Annotated in this window: 15 protein-coding genes and 1 riboswitch; of the genes, 5 read left to right on the plus strand and 10 right to left on the minus strand. The window is 64.3% G+C overall.

The features are described from left to right. Window positions 1-153 precede the first annotated feature (153 nt). Both purH and JJB99_RS01685 read right to left on the minus strand, forming a co-directional pair. The gene (gene purH / locus JJB99_RS01680; protein WP_200497095.1) at window positions 154-1,746 is read right to left on the minus strand and encodes a bifunctional phosphoribosylaminoimidazolecarboxamide formyltransferase/IMP cyclohydrolase; all 1,593 of its coding nucleotides are present in this window, start codon (window positions 1,744-1,746) and stop codon (window positions 154-156) included. Window positions 1,747-1,770: 24 nt separating this feature from the next. Continuing rightward, a riboswitch (ZMP/ZTP riboswitch) is annotated at window positions 1,771-1,852 on the minus strand. A 95-nt stretch (window positions 1,853-1,947) separates the two neighbouring features. After that, window positions 1,948-3,087: an alpha/beta fold hydrolase gene (locus JJB99_RS01685; protein ID WP_246775123.1), complete on the minus strand. Its 1,140-nt coding sequence runs from the start codon at window positions 3,085-3,087 to the stop codon at window positions 1,948-1,950. Here JJB99_RS01685 and JJB99_RS36040 point away from each other — a divergent pair. Then, window positions 3,068-3,385, plus strand: a complete 318-nt coding sequence (locus JJB99_RS36040; protein WP_246775124.1) for a hypothetical protein — start codon at window positions 3,068-3,070, stop codon at window positions 3,383-3,385. The genes JJB99_RS01685 and JJB99_RS36040 overlap by 20 nt on opposite strands. Window positions 3,386-3,506: 121 nt before the next feature. Here JJB99_RS36040 and JJB99_RS01690 read toward each other — a convergent pair whose 3' ends face one another. After that, the gene (locus JJB99_RS01690; protein ID WP_200500012.1) at window positions 3,507-5,225 is read right to left on the minus strand and encodes a heparinase II/III family protein; all 1,719 of its coding nucleotides are present in this window, start codon (window positions 5,223-5,225) and stop codon (window positions 3,507-3,509) included. Between the two features lie 156 nt (window positions 5,226-5,381). Beyond that, window positions 5,382-6,728, minus strand: coding sequence for an RsmB/NOP family class I SAM-dependent RNA methyltransferase (locus tag JJB99_RS01695; protein WP_200497096.1), 1,347 nt, complete (start codon window positions 6,726-6,728; stop codon window positions 5,382-5,384). Window positions 6,729-6,917: 189 nt separating this feature from the next. On the opposite strand from JJB99_RS01695, the gene JJB99_RS01700 reads away from it, so the two are divergent. After that, window positions 6,918-7,109 carry a DUF1674 domain-containing protein gene (locus tag JJB99_RS01700; protein ID WP_200497097.1) on the plus strand — a complete coding sequence of 64 codons (192 nt, stop codon included), beginning with the start codon at window positions 6,918-6,920 and terminating at the stop codon, window positions 7,107-7,109. A gap of 33 nt (window positions 7,110-7,142) precedes the next feature. Here the strand turns inward: JJB99_RS01700 and cysC are convergent, their stop codons facing one another. The 4 genes from cysC to JJB99_RS01720 all read right to left on the minus strand — a co-directional run bounded on the left by cysC (window position 7,143) and on the right by JJB99_RS01720 (window position 12,818). Further along, a complete protein-coding gene (cysC, locus tag JJB99_RS01705; RefSeq protein ID WP_200497098.1) occupies window positions 7,143-9,038 on the minus strand; it encodes an adenylyl-sulfate kinase in 1,896 nt (631 codons plus the stop codon). Continuing rightward, complete coding sequence (gene cysD / locus JJB99_RS01710; protein ID WP_246775360.1) at window positions 9,038-9,961, minus strand: sulfate adenylyltransferase subunit CysD; 924 nt, start codon at window positions 9,959-9,961, stop codon at window positions 9,038-9,040. Before cysD ends, cysC begins: the two co-directional genes overlap by 1 nt. A gap of 44 nt (window positions 9,962-10,005) precedes the next feature. Next, on the minus strand, window positions 10,006-11,025 hold the full coding sequence (locus JJB99_RS01715; protein ID WP_200497100.1) for a sulfotransferase family protein: 1,020 nt from the start codon (window positions 11,023-11,025) through the stop codon (window positions 10,006-10,008). Window positions 11,026-11,177: 152 nt separating this feature from the next. Then, window positions 11,178-12,818 carry a methyl-accepting chemotaxis protein gene (locus JJB99_RS01720; protein WP_433995746.1) on the minus strand — a complete coding sequence of 547 codons (1,641 nt, stop codon included), beginning with the start codon at window positions 12,816-12,818 and terminating at the stop codon, window positions 11,178-11,180. 789 nt (window positions 12,819-13,607) lie between these two features. On the opposite strand from JJB99_RS01720, the gene JJB99_RS01725 reads away from it, so the two are divergent. Beyond that, the gene (locus JJB99_RS01725; RefSeq protein WP_200497102.1) at window positions 13,608-14,600 is read left to right on the plus strand and encodes a methyltransferase domain-containing protein; all 993 of its coding nucleotides are present in this window, start codon (window positions 13,608-13,610) and stop codon (window positions 14,598-14,600) included. A 236-nt stretch (window positions 14,601-14,836) separates the two neighbouring features. Further along, window positions 14,837-15,427, plus strand: coding sequence for a thermonuclease family protein (locus JJB99_RS01730; protein WP_200497103.1), 591 nt, complete (start codon window positions 14,837-14,839; stop codon window positions 15,425-15,427). A 54-nt stretch (window positions 15,428-15,481) separates the two neighbouring features. On the opposite strand, the gene JJB99_RS01735 is transcribed toward JJB99_RS01730, so the two are convergent. Continuing rightward, the gene (locus JJB99_RS01735) at window positions 15,482-15,997 is read right to left on the minus strand and encodes a L,D-transpeptidase (RefSeq protein ID WP_200497104.1); all 516 of its coding nucleotides are present in this window, start codon (window positions 15,995-15,997) and stop codon (window positions 15,482-15,484) included. 416 nt (window positions 15,998-16,413) lie between these two features. Then, entirely contained in the window at window positions 16,414-18,360 is a 1,947-nt protein-coding gene (acs, locus tag JJB99_RS01740; RefSeq protein ID WP_200497105.1) for an acetate--CoA ligase, read from the minus strand. A gap of 413 nt (window positions 18,361-18,773) precedes the next feature. Between acs and JJB99_RS01745 the strand changes: the two genes are divergently transcribed. Continuing rightward, window positions 18,774-19,943, plus strand: coding sequence for a DNA topoisomerase IB (locus JJB99_RS01745; RefSeq protein ID WP_200497106.1), 1,170 nt, complete (start codon window positions 18,774-18,776; stop codon window positions 19,941-19,943). Window position 19,944: the final 1 nt, after the last annotated feature.

Genomic DNA, 19,944 nt, shown 5'->3' on the forward strand with positions numbered 1-19,944 from the left:
GCGTAGCCCGAATTTCGCTGCGCTCCATCCGGGCTGCGCTCTCGTTGCTGGGCTAAAGCATGATCCGGAAAAGTGCGCAGCGGTTTTCCGAAAAGATCATGCCCAAACGACAACCTAAAGCGCGATGGCGATTCATCCAAATCTCATCGCGCTTTAATGCCTGAAATGCCGCGTGGCCGTGAACACCATGGCGATGCCGTGCTCGTCGGCGGCCTTGATCACCTCGTCGTCGCGCATCGAGCCGCCGGGTTGGACCACCGCGGTGGCGCCGGCCTCGATGCAGGCAAGCATGCCGTCGGCGAATGGGAAGAACGCATCCGAGGCCACGACCGAGCCCTTGGTCAGCGGTTCGGCGAGCTTCAGCTCGTTCGCCGCATCCTGTGCCTTGCGCGCCGCGATCCGCGCGGAATCCACCCGGCTCATCTGGCCGGCGCCGATGCCGACGGTGGCGAGATCCCTGGCGTAGATGATGGTGTTGGACTTGACGTGTTTTGCGACCCGGAAGGCGAACTTCAGGTCGCGCATTTCGGAGTCAGTCGGTGCACGCTTGGTCACGACCTTGAAGGTCATGTCGTCGACCACCGCATTGTCGCGGCTCTGCACCAGCAGGCCGCCCGCCACCGTCTTGGCGGTGAGGCCGGGCGCGCGCGGATCGGGCAGGCTGCCGGCGAGCAGCAGGCGCAAATTCTTGCGCGCGCCGATGATAGAGATGGCCTCTTCGCTGGCGTCGGGCGCGATGATTACCTCGGTGAAGATCTTCGTGATCTCGCGCGCAGTATCGGCATCGAGCGCACGGTTCATCGCGATGATGCCGCCGAAGGCGGACGTGGAATCGCAGGCCAGCGCCTTGCGATAGGCGTCGACGAGGTTCGCGCCTTCCGCGACGCCGCAGGGATTGGCATGCTTGACAATGACGCAGGCCGCGGTGCGCCTGGCGTCGAACTCGCCGATGCATTCATAGGCCGCATCGGTGTCGTTGATGTTGTTGTAGGAGAGCTCCTTGCCCTGGAGCTGCCGTGCGGTGGAGACGCCCGGGCGCTTGTCGGGGGTCGCATAGAACGCCGCGGTCTGGTGCGGGTTCTCGCCATAGCGCAGCGACTGGATCAGCCGGCCGCCGAAGGCGCGGAAATCAGGCGCGTCGATCTCGAGCTGACGGTTGAACCAGTTCGAGATCGCGGCATCGTAAGCCGCGGTGCGCGCATAGGCCTTCGCGGCAAGCCGCCGGCGCAGCTTCAGCGTGGTCGCGCCGTCGTTGGCGGCGAGCTCGTCGAGCACGGCCTTGTAGTCCTCGGCCTCGACCACGACGGCGACATCATCATGGTTCTTGGCGGCGGCGCGGATCATCGCGGGGCCGCCGATGTCGATGTTCTCGATGCAATCCTCGAAGCCGGCGCCTTTGTCCACGGTCGTCTCGAACGGATAGAGGTTGACGACGAGCAGGTCGATCGGCGCGATGCCGTGCGCCTTCATCGCCTCCGCGTGGTCCTTGTTGTCGCGGATCGCGAGCAGGCCGCCATGCACCTTCGGGTGCAGCGTCTTGACGCGGCCGTCCATCATCTCGGGGAAACCGGTGAGGTCGGAAACGTCCTTCACCTTCAGGCCGGCGGCGGTGATCGCTTTCGCGGTGCCGCCGGTCGAGACCAGCTCGACATCGTGGGCGGCAAGCGCCTTGGCGAATTCGATCAGACCGGTTTTGTCGGAAACGGAGAGCAGGGCGCGGGTGACGCGGCGGGGATGGTCAGTCATGAGCAAGATCCTCTGGTAAGGGAGTGTCTATGCCCAGGCGCGCGGCGGATATCTGTCGCGCTTCCCGATGGTGCTCCATCCAAGGTCGCCAGTCGCGCGAGCGAGGGCTCGATAGCAGCTTTTGGCGCGTTTCACAACGACCAGAACGTGTACTCGCAAACTTGTCGCGGCGTTTGCCCCTCTCCTATATCTGTCCGAAATTCATCGACCTGCGACCTCAGACTTCAAGAATGATTTGATCTCTTCGAGAAAGCGCGGGAAAGCGGGCTCGTCCTCGAGGATCAGGTGATTGCGGCTTTCGAGCGGAACGAAACGAGCTCCCGGAATGCCCGCCGCCATCCGTCGGCCGGATTCGAAGGGCACTCTCGTGTCATGGCGCGAATGCATCACCAGCGTCGGCACATTGACCTTGGCAAGCAGCGCCGTGACGTCGGTTTCGCCAGTCGCCATGAGATTGCGGACCGCATCCTCGGGCGACGCCGAAACTCGCTGCAACTCGTTGAACCAGTCAGCCTGCTCCTTGGTGCCGCCCGGAATGAATTGCGAGGTGAAGAGCTGGCGGAACGCTGGATTCTCCTGCCCCCACCCGAGGCGCACCAGCGTGAGCATCGCTTCACCGGTCTCTTTCTCGGACTGCGTCCTCGCCCGCTTCCTCCAGCCCACGGCGTAACCGCCGAACAGCACGAGGTGGGAGACCCGTTCCGGATGCCTGACCGCGTATGCGATCGACACCGAGCAGCCTTGCGAGACACCGAGCAGTGCGAAACGGTCGATGCCCGCGGCATCGACCACGGTTTCCAGATCGTCGACGAAGTGATCGAAGGTGACGTCGGGCACGTCACGGTCGGACAGACCATTGCCCCGTGCGTCGTAGCGGATCAGCGTGTGCTCCTCCGACAGCTCGCGGTAGAGATGCCGCCAGATCGGGCTTTCGAGGTCGAATTCAAGATGGGTCATCCAGTTGCCGGTCTTGATGATCGGCGGCCCCTGCCCGGTTTTGGCATAGGCCAGTTGCACGCCGTCCCGTGTCTGGCAGAATTGGATGTTCTGCTCCTCGGCAGCCGCCGGCCGCGTCGTCTCCGGCGTCCCCACAGCCGCGCCGTCCGGCAGCGACATGATGTCGGTGGCGGCAAGTCCATACACGCCGACGGCGCGCGCAATGTTCTTCACCGCCTGCTCGCCGAGATCGGCGAAGGACAGCGAGAGCTTGTCCCTGATCTGCTCGTTGGCCGCGCGCGAGATGCAGACGCCTCCCGGTTCGCACAAGGCTTCGAGCCGCGCGGCAATGTTGACTCCATCGCCGAAGATGTCGTCGCCATCGATGATGGATATCACCGACATTGATTCCAATCCGGAACACGATCCGTTTGTCATCGGGAATGGCTGCGTTGCGCTTCAGCATCCCGCGCTGCACATTGACGGCAAACGCGACCGCATCCACTACGCTGGCGAATTCGAGAAGCATGCCGTCGCCGGTGGTCTTGACGATACGGCCGCGGTATTCGGTGATAGCTGGATTGACCAGCTCCCGTCGGTGCGACTTGAGCGAAGTCAGCGTGCCGACCTCGTCGGCTCCCATCAAGCGGCTGTAGCCGACCACATCCGCAGCCAGCACTGCCGCAAGCCGGCGTTGCATTGACGTCCCCCTCGATAGAGTTTTTGCGCTGCTACCATGGCACGCAGCGACCGGGCGGAGCAACTGAAAGAGGACGGTCCGTTGGTAGGACGCTTCACCTCCGGGATGGGCGGAGGGCGCTCTTCTACAGCGGAAGTTCCGGCTCGCGGCGCGCATTGCGGCGGGCATTGGTGACCGCCGGGGAGGCGGTGGAGCGGACAAAGCTCCAGCGGATCGAGGGCGCCTGGCGGGCGTCCTGGCGGATCACGATCTGGGCGGTGCGGCGCGGGCCGTCATTGCCGGCCAGGAACACGCTGTCCTCGAGATCGACCTTGTCGTCCAGTGCTTCAAAGGTCCAGACGTCGCGGTTCGGCAACACCAGCATGACGCCGCGGGCATCGGACAGCCGGCTCGCCTTCACCGCGGGATGCAGATGGAAGCGCAGCGCGAAATCGGCATCCGCGCCCTTGAAGCGTCCGCCCTGCGGCGGCGACAGCGTGTCTTCGCCGTCGATGCGCGCGCCGTCATTGGCGATCATCAGCACGCGGCGATGGATCGCGCCAAACTTGGCGAGATAGCCGTCATGCGAGGCCGTCAGCACCGTGCCGTTCGGCACTACCTCGCGATAGCTCTCGACCTCGACGGGGCCGCTGGTGACGGGCGAGCCGTGCAGCAGCCGCTTCATCGCCGACATCTCCACGAACTGGCACGACGAGGTGTCGTGATAGGTCAGCGTCGAATGCGCCGCGGTGCCGCGCGCGAACGGCCGCCAATTGTCGCGGCCCGTGGTCGGCATGCCGCAATTGGTGACGATGCGGCTGATCCCGGAGGAGAGTTCGAACGACAGGCAGCCGGCATGGGCGTCGTGGCTGACGCCGGCCGGCGGCGGCGGGCCGGTGTCGATGATCACGGTGGTCTGGCCGGCATCGAGGCGCTGGAAGCCGGTATGCGGCATGTTCGCCATCGGCGCGCCATGGGTGTCGTCATAGGCGAGCAGCGTCGCGAGCAGGTCCGACGAGGTCGCGCTCATGCCGTTGAACAGCGCGAAATTGCCGTCGCCGTGCCGGAAGAAGCGCAGCATCGGCATCATGCGGTCGATTGCATTGAGCAGCGCCGGCGGCGGCGCGATGTTGCGCGCGGCAAAAGTCTGCCGCAGCGGCAAGAGGTCGATCAGGAGCTCGATCAGCGCGCCCGGATTGCGGGAGATGTGGCCGCCGTCGGGCAGGATCTGCCGCTGCAATTCGTCCGAAAGCTTTTTCGAGGCGCTGCGGATGTGACTGGCCTGATTGGCGAGGCACAGCGCCGTATAGCACAGCGCGATCAGCACCTGGAGCTTCGGCACCCCGTCCGGGATGTTGACCATGGTGTAGCGCAGGAGACGGATCTCGCGGGCCAGCGCGCGCAGGTAGCGGCGATAGAATTTGTTGTCGGTGTCATTGAGCACCAGTGGCGCCTGCGACAGCAGCGAGATCACGCGCCGGGCCAGCACGTCGGCGCGGCGCCCGACGGGGCGGCGCTTGTTGGCGGGGTTGGCGATCCAGTCCTCGACCAGCGCGCGCGCATTGGCCCGCGTCAGCGCGGTGTCGGCAGCGCGCAAATGACGCAGCCAGCCGAAGCCGAGCAGTGCGACCTCCCAATCCTCCGACGGCGGCTCGAGGTCGAAGATCGAGCGGCCGTGGCAATTGACGATCTTGCCGGCGAAGACGAAGCGTCCGGCATAGATCTCGGCGGCGCGGGTCGCATCCGCGGTGCGCAAATCGTGCGGCGCGATGATCAGCCGGTCGGTGCGGCCGGGCCAGACCCGCGACAACGCAACCGAACCGCCGCTCGCGCGCGCGAGCATGTTCCGCGCGAAGCGGTTCATCACCAGCGTCGAGATACGTCTGCGTTGAGCGACCGACACGCCTTGCCTTGAGGGGAGAGGATTAGCGACGAATCCTTATTAATCCCAAAATCGGACGGCTGACACCACCTTGAAGGTGCGCAAATCAGTCTCGTGCCCGCAAAATCCGGTGCAAAATCAGGATTTAACGAGTCGGGCCGCGTAAAATCCATCGAGCCCGCCGAGCTTGGGATCGGGGTTCGGCAGATGGCTGGGCAAGGTGCGCAGGTCGCCGTCGGCGGTGACGATCTCGCTCAGTCCCGACACCTCGGACGCCGCGATCGACACGCGGCGCAGGCCGGCCTCGGACTGGAGCAGGGTGGCGATCGCCTGCTCGCCCTCCTCGGGTTCCAGCGAACAGGTGCAATAGATCAGCATCCCGCCCGGCTTCAGCAACGAGACGGATTTCTTCAGCAGCCGCTGCTGGAGCGCGGTCAGCGCGGCGATGTCGGATTCCTGCCGGAGCCAGGCGACGTCGGGATGACGGCGGATCGTGCCGGTCGAGGTGCAGGGCGCATCGATCAGGATGCCGTCGAAACTCTCATTCGGGCCGGCCCATTCCACGGCGTCGGCGACGACGGTCTCGGCTTGGAGCGACAGCCGCGTCAGGTTTTCGCGCAGACGCGCCACCCGGGCGGGCGAGCGGTCGATCGCCGTGACATGCGCGCCTGATAGCGCCAGCTGTGCGGTCTTGCCGCCGGGGGCGGCGCAGAGGTCGGCAATGGATTTGCCCTCGATGTCGCCGAACAGGCGGGCCGGCAACGCGGCGGCGGCGTCCTGCACCCACCACTGTCCTTCGGCAAAGCCCGGCAGCATGGTCACCGACCCGTGCAGCAGCATCCGCACCGTGCCGGTCGGCAGCGTCTCGCCGTGCAGGCGGTTCGCCCATTGCGCGGCATCAGATTTCACGGTGAGATCGAGCGAGGGCTCGTGGCCGAGCGCCAGCGCCATGTCCCTTGCGGTCGCCTCGCCATAATGCGCGCTCCAGCGCGCCAGCAGCCAGGGCGGCAGGTCCAGCGATTGCGTCGCGACTTCCTCGACCAGCGCCTTGCCCTCGCGCGCACAGCGGCGCAGCACGGCATTCACGAGGCCGGCATACCGCGCAGCGCGCCGGTCGGATTGCACGAGGCGAACGGAGAGATCGACCGCGGCGTGATCGGGCACGTCCATCCAGAGGATCTGCGCAGCGCCGATCAGCAGCGCGCTCTGCGCGCGCGGCGCGTCGGAGGGAATGCCCTTGTCGAGCAAGCGGGACAGCACATGACCGAGCGTGCCGAGCCGGCGCAGCACGGTGGCGACCAGGCGCCGCATCAGCGCGCGGTCGCGGTCGGCCAGCGCCTTCAGCCCGGGATGGGCGCCACTGCCGTCGAGCTGGTCGTCGAGCGTGCGGTGCTTGTGCAGGACACCGTCGACGATGTCGGCGGCGATCCGCCGCGCCGCAAGACCTGGCACTTCGGACGGAGGGGCGAAACGTTGAGACGGCATGCGGAAGCAAGGTTCTGAGCAAGCGGCAGTTCCGCCGTAATCGGCGCATGCCTTGAGGAGTCGGTCTCTGGCACGCGAATATGCCAAATGTAAGAATCGCTTCCGGCTTTTTCAGCCCTCCGGGCCCGATTTCAGGAATGCGTGATTGGATATCGCGCCGTTGCCCGTCCTGCGCTAGAAGGCTTGGCGATGAGTGACCAGCCTCCCGTTCCCGATCGCAAGCAGCTCACGCCGGCCGCCCAGCGCGCACTGGCCGAAGCCGAGGCGCGCCGGCAGGCCGCCAAGGCCGAGGCGCGGCCGAAGGAGCTTCAGGGGCCGAAAGGACCCGAGCCCACCCGCTATGGCGACTGGGAAACCAAGGGCATCGCCTCCGACTTTTGAGCCGTAAGGCCGGTCGGACCAGCCGTTACAGATTTACAGATAATGATGCTCCTGCAAGTAGCGGATGATCCGTTCGCAGGCTGCGTCGGTCGACATTTCCGAGGTGTCGATGGTGATCTCCGGCGCCTGCGGCGCCTCGTAGGGATGGTCGATACCGGTGAAGGCCAGCAGCTCTCCCGCCCGTGCCTTGCGATAGAGCCCCTTGGGATCGCGACGCTCGCATTCGGCGAGCGGGGTCGCGGCATGGATCTCGATGAACTCGCCCGGCTCGACCCGCTGGCGCGCCAGCGCGCGTTCGCTGCGGAACGGTGAGATCAGCGCCACCAGCGCGATCATGCCGGCATCGACGAACAAGGCCGCGATCTCCGCGGCGCGCCTGACGTTCTCCACCCTGTCCGCGCTGGAAAAGCCGAGATCGCGGTTGATGCCGTGGCGGAGATTGTCGCCGTCGAGCAGGGCGGCATGGCGGCCTAGTTCGGCAAGCCGCCGGTCGAGGCGATCGGCGATCGTGGACTTGCCGGCACCGCTCAGGCCCGTGAACCAGAGCACGCAGGGCCGCTGCTGCTTCAGCCGCGCCCGCACCGACTTGTCGACCGCGAGCTGCTGCCAATGGACATTGGTGGCCCGGCAGAGCGACAGGTCGATCATTCCCGCGGCGGCCGTGCGGTGGCTGATCGGATCGACGAGAATGAAGCTGCCCATGTCGCGGTGGTCGCGATAGGCCTCGAACACCAGCGCCCGGTCGAGGCTGAGATGGACGTAGCCGATCTCGTTGGCGTCGAGCGTCGTCGCGCTCTCCTGCGCCATGGTGTCGATGGCGATGCGGTGCTTGAGCGTCGTGATCACCGCGCCGGTCGAGGCGGTGCCGCATTTGAGCAAATAGCGCCGGCCCGCGACCATGGATTTGTCGTCGAACCAGACGAGATGAGCGGCAAGCTGATCCGAAACCTGCGGCGGCGTTCCTGCCGTCAGCACGTCGCCGCGGCTGACGTCGATCTCATCCGCCAATGTCAGCGTCACCGATTCGCCCGCGAGGGCCCGCTCGCGCTCGCCGCCGCTTGCGAGAATGCGGGCGACGCGCGTGCGGCGGCCTGACGGCTGTACGGTGATGGTTTCGCCGGTCGCGATCGTGCCGCTCGCGATCCGTCCGCAAAAACCGCGAAACTCCGCATGCGGTCGGTTGACCCATTGCACCGGGAGGCGCAACGGACACTGCGAAAGGTCGCCGGATACGTCCACCGATTCCAGATACGACGTGACGGTCGGCCCGGTGTACCAGGGCATGCGCGCGCTCGCGGCCACGATGTTGTCGCCGTCGGGCGCAACGACCGGGATGCACTGGACCTCGGAGATTCCGAGCTGTCCGGCCAGCGTCAGATATTCGGCGGTGATCGCCGCGAAGCGGTCGCCGCCGAAGCCGATCAGATCCATCTTGTTCACGGCGAGCACGACGTGGCGGATGCCGAGCAGCGACAGGATATGGCTGTGGCGCCGGGTCTGCGTGATCACGCCCTTGCGGGCATCGACCAGCACCACGGCGAGATCGGCATTGGAGGCGCCGGTCGCCATGTTGCGGGTGTACTGCGCATGCCCGGGCGTGTCGGCGACGATGAAGCGGCGCAGCTTGGTGGCGAAGAACCGATAGGCGACGTCGATCGTGATGCCCTGCTCGCGCTCGGCCTGCAAGCCGTCGACCAGCAGCGCGAAATCGAGATCGCCGCCGGTGGTGCCCGCGGTCTTGCTCTCGGACGCGAGCGCCTCGATCTGGTCGTCGAGCAGCGTCTTGGAATCGTAGAGCAGGCGGCCGACCAGCGTGCTCTTACCATCGTCGACGCTGCCGCAGGTGACGAAGCGCAGCGTCGGACGATCATCGTGCTCGAGCTGCGGCGCACCGGCGGTGGCGATCGTGGGGGCCTCGTGATAGGACATCAGAAATAGCCCTCCGCCTTCTTGCGCTCCATCGATGCGGGGCTGTCCCGGTCGATCATGCGTCCTTGCCGTTCGGAGGTGCGTGACGCCATCATCTCCCGCACGATCTCCGGCAGGGTTGCCGCCGTCGACATCGTTGCACCGGTGAGGGGATAGCAGCCGAGGGTACGAAACCTGACGGAGCGCCAGCGCGGCGCTTCTTCCGGGCCCAGCGGCATCCGTTCGTCATCCACCATGATCAGCGCGCCGTCGCGCTCGACCACCGGGCGCTTTGCTGCCAGATAGAGCGGAACGATCGGGATGTTCTCGGCCAGGATGTAGTCCCAAATGTCGAGCTCGGTCCAGTTCGACAGCGGAAACACCCGCATGCTCTCGCCCGGCGCGAGCATCGTGTTGTACAGGCTCCACAGCTCCGGCCGCTGGTTCTTCGGATCCCAGCGATGTGCCGCGCTCCGGTGCGAGAACACGCGCTCCTTGGCGCGCGACTTCTCCTCGTCGCGCCGCGCGCCGCCGATCGCGGCGTCGAAGCCGTGGCGGTCCAGCGCCTGCCGCAACGCCTGCGTCTTCATGACGTCGGTGTAGCGCGCCGAGCCGTGGGTGAAGGGGGTGATGCCCTGGCTCAATCCGTCACTGTTGGTGTGAACGATCAGGTCGAGGCCGAGCTCATGCGCGCGGCAGTCGCGAAACGCGATCATCTCGCGGAATTTCCAGGTTGTATCGACATGCAGCAGCGGAAACGGCGGCTTGCCGGGATGAAACGCTTTCATCGCCAGATGCAGCAGCACCGAGGAGTCCTTGCCGATCGAGTAGAGCATGACCGGCTTGCGGAACTCGGCGGCCGCCTCGCGCAGGATGTAGATGCTCTCGGCTTCCAGCCGCTGCAGATGGCTGGTGGTGATACGGAGCTGCTTGCCGTCGGCCATGCCGGGGACGGCTGGCGCCTCGGTCGCGGGCACTTCCAACATGGTCATGCGGCCGCAGCGAACCAATCGCCAAACAACTTCGCCGACATCGCCGGAGTGAGGTCGAGATCGCGAACGCAGGCCGCGACTGAAGCGCGATAGACGTCATTGACGCCGCAACGCTCAAGAACGTCCAGCACCGTTTGGCTCAGCGCGGACGTCGCGCGGCGCTGGTAGCGGTAGGCTGTGTCGGAGGTATGCAGATTGGGGACGTCGTAAATAGTCGCCTCACTGGGCCATATGACTCGTGCGTTCTCCGCTTGTTCCAGTCCTGTCTCCCGCCAGCACGTCACCGCCTTTTCGGCAAAGCTGTTTGAAAGACCAAGCCGGTCGAAGAGGATGCGCACCGATGATACGGGCTCCTTGCTCACTTCATACACGTAACGGGTGACCGGAATGCCGTGTCGCCTGGCATAGTTCTCCACTCGCTCGGCGTTGAGCGCGGCGGCGACGTAATTGTGGACCAGCGTTTTTTCAGAAGCGCGGCCCGACCATTTTTCGATCCACGACGCCAGTGAACTTGCCGGTTCGCGATCGAGCATGATGCAATGGAGCCGGTGTCGCGGATAGCCCGCGTCAATCAATAGCTGTAGCGGATTGAACAGACTTTCCGCGAGCACATAGGGCCCCATCGTCTCCTTGCTGAAGATATTCGGGCTAATGCTGGCTGAGGGCACGATCCAAGGTCTCAATGAGCTGCCCACCATTGCATCGCGCAGGATGGCTTTGACCGGCTGGTAGTATGAGGGCATTCCCATCGTGCCAAACAGGTTGGTCAGCGCCGTCGATCCAACGCGGCATTTCCCCCATGCGAAATGCAGCATGGGAAAATCGTCCGCCGGCCGCTGCCGAAAGCTTGCGGAAAGGCACTCAGTGACTTCCTGCATCAAAGTCCCGAGACTGACTGCTCTGGTTTGGAATTCGCCAACTGGCGAAAGCGGCATGGTGTCGAGCAAGCTATGCTGCTGGCGTATCAGATCGGCCATTCGTTGCAGGGAATCGGCGGAAGCCTGGTTGTTGTTCATGTTGGGACTCCCTGGAACAGATACCGCTGGCGATGTTGATCGCGCTTTTCGAGACTCCTACCTACAGTTGTTTTTCGGTTGTCGTCAAACCCGTGATTTACCGGGGTTGCGAGCAGCGAGCATCGACGCGAAGCTCGCCGCTTCGCTGCAAATCAGGCCGCGCGCACCGTGTCGAGGAACTTTTCGACCTCGGCTTTCAGGAGTCCGCTCTCGCTGGAGAGCGAGCGCGCCGACGTCAGCACCTGTCCGGACGCAGCGCCGGTGGCGCTGGTGCCGCGATTGACTTCGGTGATTTTGTCGGCAACCTCCACCGTGCCCTTGGCGGCCTCGCCGACATTGCGCGCGATTTCCGTCGTCACGCCGGCTTGTTCTTCCAGCGTCGCGGCGATGGTTTGCGCGATCTCGGAGATCCGGCCGATCGTGTCGCTGATCTCCTTGATCGCACTGACCGACTCCTGCGTCGCGACCTGCATGCCTGCAATCTGGGTCGCAATCTCGTCGGTCGCCTTGGCGGTCTGTGCGGCGAGTGCCTTGACCTCGCTTGCGACCACGGCGAAGCCGCGGCCGGCGTCGCCCGCACGCGCGGCCTCGATGGTGGCGTTGAGCGCGAGCAGATTGGTCTGCTCGGCGATCGCCGTGATCAATTTCACGACATCGCCGATCCGGCTCGCCGCTTGTGACAGTTCGGTGATACGGGCGTCGGTTTTTTCGGCCTGCTTCACCGCTTCGCCGGCAATGCGGCTGGAGTCCTGGACCTGACGCCCGATCTCGACCACGGACGCGCTCATCTCCTCGGTGGCGGCGGCGACCGCGCCGACATTGGTGGAGGCCTCCTCGGAGGCGGCGGCGACCATGCCGGCCAGCTGCTTTGTGCTGTCCGCCGTGGACGTCAGGGTGCTCGCGGCGCTTTCGAGCTGCGCGGACGCCGACGACACCGTGTTGACGATGCCGCCGATCGCGGCCTGGAACTCGTCGGCCAACTTGAGCATGGCGGCCTTGCGGGCCGCGGCGGCGGCCGCTTCGGAATCCTTCTGCGCCGCCTCCATTTGTTCGATGCGGATCAGATTTTCCTTGAAGGTGTTCGCCGCACGGGCGTTGTCGCCGATTTCGTCAACTCGGCCGATAAAGGGAATCTCGACCGCCTTGTTGCCGCTGGCCAGTTCGAGCAGCACTTCGCCAATGCGCCGGACCGGGCGGGCAATGCTCAGCACCGAAAATGCGGCGGAACCGATTAACGTCAACATGACGGCCACGCCGACTATGAGCGCGAAATTCGCGGTAGAATTCAATTCCTCCAGCACCTGGCTCTTACGCTTGGCCGCGTATTCGTTGGCGATGCCCACTCCTTTATCGATGGCAGTGTTGACTTGCCCTGCCGCCGGGAACGTACGCTCGTTAAGAACGCGGGCCTTCGCCGCTTCCGCCTCGGCCTTGGCCCCTCCATCGGCGCCAATGACGCGCTTTTGCGCCTCCGCAAGCTCGATGGCGCTGGTCAGATAGGCATCCACAGAGTTCCGAGCCGCCTGGTAGGCATCCTTTGTAAATTGCTGTTTGGCCCGATCGCGCGCGGCATCAATCTCTGTCTCGGCTTCGGTCACCCTGGCGCGGAGAACCTGAAGGAGCTCGTCGATTCTTGCGACCGACTGCGCGGACGCGATCTCGAGAGCGGTTGTCTCCGCGCGCGCTATCGCTGTCTGCGCCGACTGCGCATTGCCTTTGTTGAGATAGTTGAGAATCAACAAGCCGTTGGATGCCACAATCGACCGGTTACCCAGCGCCTGATTGACCAGCATGCCACCGACCAGCAGAATGCTGATCGCTGAGACGATGCCGAGCTTTGTGCCGATACGAAATTTGAAGGATGCCATCGTGAACCCCAGTCCCAGAATTACCCGGGCCAGTTGGCAACCAAAAATTGAAATTCGCGTAAACGAATTGCAACTTTATGCAAAGTAGGCACGGAAAGATCGCCACATCTGGTAGTAGAATTACGGGGTCGCGTTGCTTCAGCCAATCGTCGCCGACCCATCCGGGCCTGTTGGTGACGTGAATCGCGCATTCGCCTTCGGCAAGGCTTGTCGCGGCCGCGCCCATCCGGCCGCGCGGCGAGCCATCGGGGATGATAGTCGCCCACATTTCGCAGCACCCGCTTGGCGAACTTCTGATCCGCCACGCTAGTGGAGCGGATTTGACGTTCGTAAACGCAAACCATCCGCCGCAATGCCCTGATCCGAACCAGTAACTTGCTGAGCGGTGCTCTGTGCCGGGGGCCATTGCGACGGCGGACATGAACCTACTTAAACGGGTACATGCATTGAATGTCGTTGACACATCCTAAGATAGCAATAGCCTACGAGCAGGTGAAAGAATCTTGAGCGGAGCCGGACGACCGGTTCCAGACACCGCGCCCTCGAGCTGTCGGAACTACTCACGCAGACGATTGAAACTTGCGATCTGAACCGCCGGCACCGGATCTTCCGTCGCTAGCGTTGTGAGAATTTCGGCTTAGCGTCGGTCCCCGAGAGCAACGCTAACACCCGAATTGAGAGCGAAATTCAACCATAACATCCGGACTTCCGCCGATGTCGAAAGCCACGAAACCTGCCCATTCCTTTCACAACCCACTGTTCTCCAGTATCACTCATGTCAGACTGCTCGCACGAGTCGACCGCACCATGGCCGTTGCACGCGCCATCCAACGGCTCATCCGACCCGGAATGCGCGTGCTCGACGCCGGCTGCGGTACCGGGCTCATGTCGTTCCTGGCTGCGAAGGCGGGCGCTTCGGAGGTCGTTGCGATCGATCGCGAGAACGTGGAGCTCGCGCGCGCCCTGGCAGAGGAGAATGGTCTTTCAAACCAGATCCGCTTCGTCGAAGGCGATCTCACGACCCAGTCGCGCGACACGCTCAATGGCGGCTTCGATGCCATTATCGCCTTCGTCTATACGAATCATCTCATCGTCGACGAGGCTCGCTCAACGCTTGTTTACGCTTTGCGCGAGCAATTCGGCAGGCCGAATTGCATAATCATACCGGACCGGGTTCGCTATTCCGGTGTCGCTTGTGAATGGCCCGGTGTCGACGCCGGTACCGAACTGGACGATCTGCGCCGCACCATTTCCGATATGGAAAGGCGGTATCAGCTTAGCTTGAAGACGCTGTTCGAGACGGCACGCATGGAGTTACAGCACACGATGGCGCGCCCGCGCATCAGCGCTGACTACGAATGGTCTCCATCGTGGGGAAGTGGAGGTTATCGTTATCTGCGCGGCGCATTCCGCAAACTGAGCAGAGAAAGCCAGGTTGCCGACATTAATTACGGTGCTGAGGCGCAAGCGGCACCTTATCCAAACGAGTTGAGCCTGGACCTTGTCGCGCCGGGCTTATGCAATGCCATCCTTTGGACACAAGAACTCTGGTCCGACAGCCATCTGCTGTGGACGGCAGAGCATATGAGCACCCTAGCCACGGGCGTCACCCTCGAAGCTTGCGATCGGCTCGTCGTAAAGCTCGATGCAGCTTGGCGTAAAACCAACTCGATCGGAGATGCAGCGCGCATAGAGCGGGTGAAATAATCGATGACGGGAGCGTTGTGGCTGCCTTATCCGTCGATGCCTCTCGCCTCGGTAGGAGACCGCTTGGAATAGCGCGCCGCGCATAGGTGCGAATTTTCGCAGACAGCGATCCGGGCCAACGGCTTGCGACCAAGCGACGACTCGTCTCCTCGGGTGCGCGACCAAGCCTTGTCGGTTTCAGGCCTTGTCGGTTTCAAGCCTTGCCGGTTTCCCCGACTCAGTCCTAGCGTGGCCCGATGCGTTTCCACGATCGTCCCCATGCCTATCGGCCGCAGTTCGGCGGCTCGCCGTTCGGCCGTCGCTTCTCCGGGCTGCTGCCGTGGATGTTCGTGGCCGGCGTCGCGCTGGCTGTCGTGCTTGCCTTCCGTCACGGGACGATGTGGCCCATCCTGCACGCCGATGGCGAGCGCAGGCGGGACGCCGAGATCGTTCTCCGGCAGGCAGGCCGTCCCGATAGTCGCGAAGCGGTCGACGTCCTTCGCACCATCGACGGCGACACCTTCCTCGCGCGCCTGCATCAGCGCGACGGCCGCGATCTCGTCGTGCGTGTTCGGCTGCGCGGCATCGATGCGCCCGAGCTGAAGGCGGCCTGCCAGGAGGAGCTGGACAAGGCCGAAGCCGCGGCCCGGGCGCTGCGTGATCTGCTCGGCCAGGGCGGCGTGACGATCACCAATCTCGGGCCCGACAAATATGGCCGCGTTCTCGCCGACGTTGCGACCAGGCGAACTGCCAACGTCTCGGCGGCGTTGCTCGCCGGCGGTTATGCGCGGAGCTACGATGGCGGCCATCGTGACGGCTGGTGCGCGCGCAGCTGGCGTTTCTGGTAACAAAAAAGCCGCGTCAGATGACGCGGCTTTGGTTGTCTGTCCTGTTCTGTTCGATCAGCGCGTCACGATCACCGTGGTACCGACGGAGACGCGGCCGTAGAGATCGGTAATGTCGTCGTTGAGCATGCGGATGCAGCCATAAGAAACGAAGCCGCCGATCGAGCCCGGCACGTTGGTGCCGTGGATCGCGTATTCGCCGCCGGAAAGCGTCATCGCCGCCACGCCCATCGGATTGCGCGGCGAGCCGCCCGGGATGACGTCCGGTATGTTGGGCTTGTCGCGCTTCACCTCGGCGGGTGGCGCCCAGGCCGGGTTGCGGTATTTGCCGTCAATGCGGGTGGTGCCGGCCCACTGCTTGCCGGATTTGCCGACGCCGACCGGGTAGCGCACCGCGTGGCCGCTATCGAGGATGAAATAGAGTCGCCGCTCGCTGGTCTTGACCACGATGGTGCCCGGCGAATAGTCGGCGAGGTGCGCCCCCACCATTTCCGGCCGCGCCTCGGCCGCCGTCGACATCAAGACCCCAGCCCCGATGGTGGCGGCCAGCGCCACAGCAATCCTCATCGACATCGAATTTTCCCTCGCCCCCGAACGGATCGTCGAAATCCATGCAAAACCGGCAATCGCCAGCTTGCCCAGACATTCCTAACCGCGCCCGTTAACCGGATGGTTTCCACGCACGGCCGCCGAGGGCCCGCCAGCAGGGGAAACAAAGGAAATGTTCGAAATAAAGTAAATGACCTGAAAACAACACTAGGCGGGAAAGATGCACGCGCGACATTCTGCGCGCTGACAAGAGCGTGAGGATGTGAACCGCCGTCATTCCGAGCTGCAGTTGGTCTCATGTCCCGGACGCGGTGCAGCGTGTAACGCTGCTCCGCAGAGCCGGGACCCACCTCGCAAAGGGTGACGTTGGACCGATGGGCCCCGGCTCAGCAGCGCACCGCGAAGTGCGCGCTGCGCTGCGTCCGGGGCACGGCAGTGCGTTACGCCGACTTCCTGTTCTGCCGGTTCTTGACGAGGTCGTCGACCACGGCGGGATCGGCCAGGGTCGAGGTGTCCCCCAAGCTGCCCGGTTCGTCCTCGGCGATCTTGCGCAGGATGCGGCGCATGATCTTGCCGGAGCGGGTCTTGGGCAGGCTAGGGGCGAACTGGATCTGGTCGGGCGAGGCGATCGGGCCGATCTCCTTGCGCACCCAGGCGACGAGCTCCTTGCGCAGATCGTCGGTCGGCTCGACCCCCGCCATCAGGGTGACATAGGCGTAGATGCCCTGGCCCTTGATGTCGTGCGGGAAGCCTACGACGGCGGCTTCCGAGACCTTCTCATGCGCTACCAGCGCGCTCTCGACCTCCGCGGTGCCCATGCGGTGGCCGGAGACGTTGATGACGTCGTCGACGCGGCCGGTGATCCAGTAATAGCCGTCGGCATCGCGCCGGCAGCCGTCGCCGGTAAAATACTTGCCCTTGTAGGTCGAGAAATAGGTCTGCTCGAAACGGGCGTGATCGCCATAGACGGTGCGCATCTGTCCCGGCCAGGAGCGAGTGAGGCAGAGATTCCCAGTGGTCTCGCCTTCCAGCACCTTGCCGTCGGCATCGACGATTTCAGGCACCACGCCGAAGAACGGCTGCGTCGCCGAGCCCGGCTTGAGCTTGATCGCGCCCGGCAGCGGCGTGATCAAAATGCCGCCAGTCTCGGTCTGCCACCAGGTGTCGACGATCGGGCAGCGGTCGTCGCCGACGACGCGGTGATACCACTCCCAGGCCTCCGGGTTGATCGGCTCGCCGACCGAGCCGAGCAGTCGGAGCGAGGCGCGCGAGGTCTTCTTCACGGGCTCGTCGCCGGCCTGCATCAAGGCGCGGATCGCGGTCGGCGCGGTGTAGAAGATGTTGACCTTGTGCTTGTCGATGACCTGCCAGAACCGCGAATTATCAGGATAGTTCGGCACGCCTTCGAACATCAGCGTGGTCGCGCCGTTCGCCAGCGGTCCGTAGAGAATGTAGCTGTGGCCGGTGACCCAGCCGACGTCGGCGGTGCACCAGTAGATGTCGCCGTCGTGATAGTCGAAGACGTATTGATGCGTCATCGCGGCGAACACGAGATAGCCGCCCGAAGTGTGCAGCACGCCTTTGGGCTGGCCGGTCGAGCCCGAGGTGTAGAGGATGAACAGCGGATCCTCGGCGTGCATGTGCTCGGCCGGGCATTCCGTCGTCACCATCGCGGCGGCCTCGTGATACCAGAGGTCGCGTGTCGGGTTCATGTCGATCTTGCCGCCGGTGCGCTTGACCACGACGACCCAGTCGACGCCGTCGGTCTTGGCCAGTGCCGCGTCGACATTGGCCTTCAGCGGCACCTTCTTGCCGCCGCGCAGGCCTTCGTCCGCGGTGATGATGACCTTGGACTGGCAGTCATTGATGCGCTGGGCGAGGCTGTCCGGCGAGAAGCCGGCGAACACCACGGAGTGGATCGCGCCGATGCGCGCGCAGGCCAGCATCGCGTAGGCCGCTTCCGGAATCATCGGCAGGTAGATGGTGACGCGGTCGCCTTTCTTGACGTTGCGGGTGCGCAGGATGTTGGCCATCCGGCAGACCTCGTCATGCAGCTCCTTATAGGTGATGTGCCGGGATTGCGAGGGATCGTCGCCTTCCCAGATGATCGCGGTCTGGTTGGCGCGCTTGTGAAGATGCCGGTCGATGCAATTATGGGCGACGTTGAGGATGCCGTCCTCGAACCATTTGATTGAGATGTTGCCCGGCGCGAACGAGACGTTCTCGATTTTTGTCGGTGCCTTCATCCAGTCGATGCGCTTGGCCTGCTCGGCCCAAAAATGGTTCGGGTCCGAGATCGAGCGGGCGTACATCTCCTTGTACTTGGCCTGGTCGATCCAGGCGCGCTTGGCCCACTCCGCAGGGACGTCGTAGATCTTCTCGGACATGTTTCCCTCCACCTACGGCAAGCCGAACTCATGCGACTGGCAAGCCGACCTGATCGTTGAACCGATTATGCGTCCGCCTAACCGGCCCCGACAAGCCGCACAAGCTGGACCTTCGGCGAGCGATCCGCCATGCGGAGAATCAAGCTCCGCGGGTCGGCTGTCGCAAACCTGAAATAGCCCCCAGGCAGGTGCTTTTGGCTCTTTACCCAAATCTCCGGAACAGGCCCGTGCAGGGCGCCCATGCGTCGCAGGCGGTATTTAGAAACCGTCCGTCACTGATTCGGGACTCGCAATGCGGTTCGGAACACCCTAAGTGGCTAACCCGGGTCCCAAGAGACCTTCCAGGCGACCCTTGGAACAAAAATCAGAACGGCGGCATTGACCGACAACAAACAGGGCTAAGGCATAAGGCTATGATGGATCAGCAGAATCTCGGGACGATGCGGCCCGCTTCAGCCGATCCTGCTGCCATTGCGCTGGCCAAGGCCCTCGGACAATGGCCGAAACCAGCCGGTTCCGGCCGTCCCAGCCCGAAAAAGGTCTTCGACAAGGCGCCGGCGGCGACGGTCGAGGCCCTCGCCAGGGAGCTCGGCCTGCGGCTCGGCGACCAGAACGAGCTGACCATCCGCCGCATCCGGCGCGGCAAGGGCTATTCCTTCGTCCGCCCCAACGGCGCGCATATACGCGACGCCCGCACCATCCGCCGCCTGCACGCCATGGCAGTGCCGCCGGCCTATCGCGAGGTGCGCTACTCGGCCGATCCGAGCTCGCATCTCCAGGCGGTGGGACGCGATGCCGCGGGCCGGCTGCAATACCGCTATCACGCCGATTGGGAGAAGGTCCGCGAGCATCGCAAGGCGCATCGCCTGGAGAAGCTCGTCGGTGCGCTGCCAAAGATCCGGCGCAAGGTTTCGGCATTCCTGTCAGGCGACGAGCCGACGCGCGAATTCGCGCTCTCGGCCGTGATCGAGCTGATCGCGCGCACCGCGATCCGTCCCGGCAATGAATCCTACGCCCGCCTCAACGGCACCCGCGGCGCCACCACGCTGCTGAAGTCCAACGTCACGCTGGAAGACGACAGCTTGGTGCTGACCTTCAAGGCGAAAGGTGGCAAGGCAGTGCGGAAGGAGTGCGACGCGGCCAAGCTGGTGCGCGCCATCGGCATTTTGCACGGCGTTCCCGGCAAGCGCATGTTCCAGTACCGGGATGCCTACGGCATCGTCCGCGCAGTCAACACCACGCAGGTGAATGCGTTCTTGCGCGAGATCGCCGGCATCAAGATCTCGCTGAAGGATTTCCGCACGCTGATGGCCTCCGCCGTCGTCGTGGAATCGCTGTCGCGGATCACGCCGGCGACCAGCCAGCGCGGCCGCAAGAAGCAGGTGCTGGATGCGATCCGTGCCGCGGCCGACCAGCTCTCCAACACGCCGGCGATCTGCCGCAAGAGCTACGTCCACGACACCATCGTCACGGCCTTCGAGGATGGCATCCTCGAACGCTTCGCCGCGACGATGAAGGGCCAACGCTCGCAGGCGCGGCGCGAGCAGCTGCTGGCGCAGGTGGTGGCGACCGCGGCGGTGTAAC

This window comes from Bradyrhizobium diazoefficiens (assembly GCF_016616235.1).
Lineage (GTDB): Bacteria > Pseudomonadota > Alphaproteobacteria > Rhizobiales > Xanthobacteraceae > Bradyrhizobium > Bradyrhizobium diazoefficiens_H.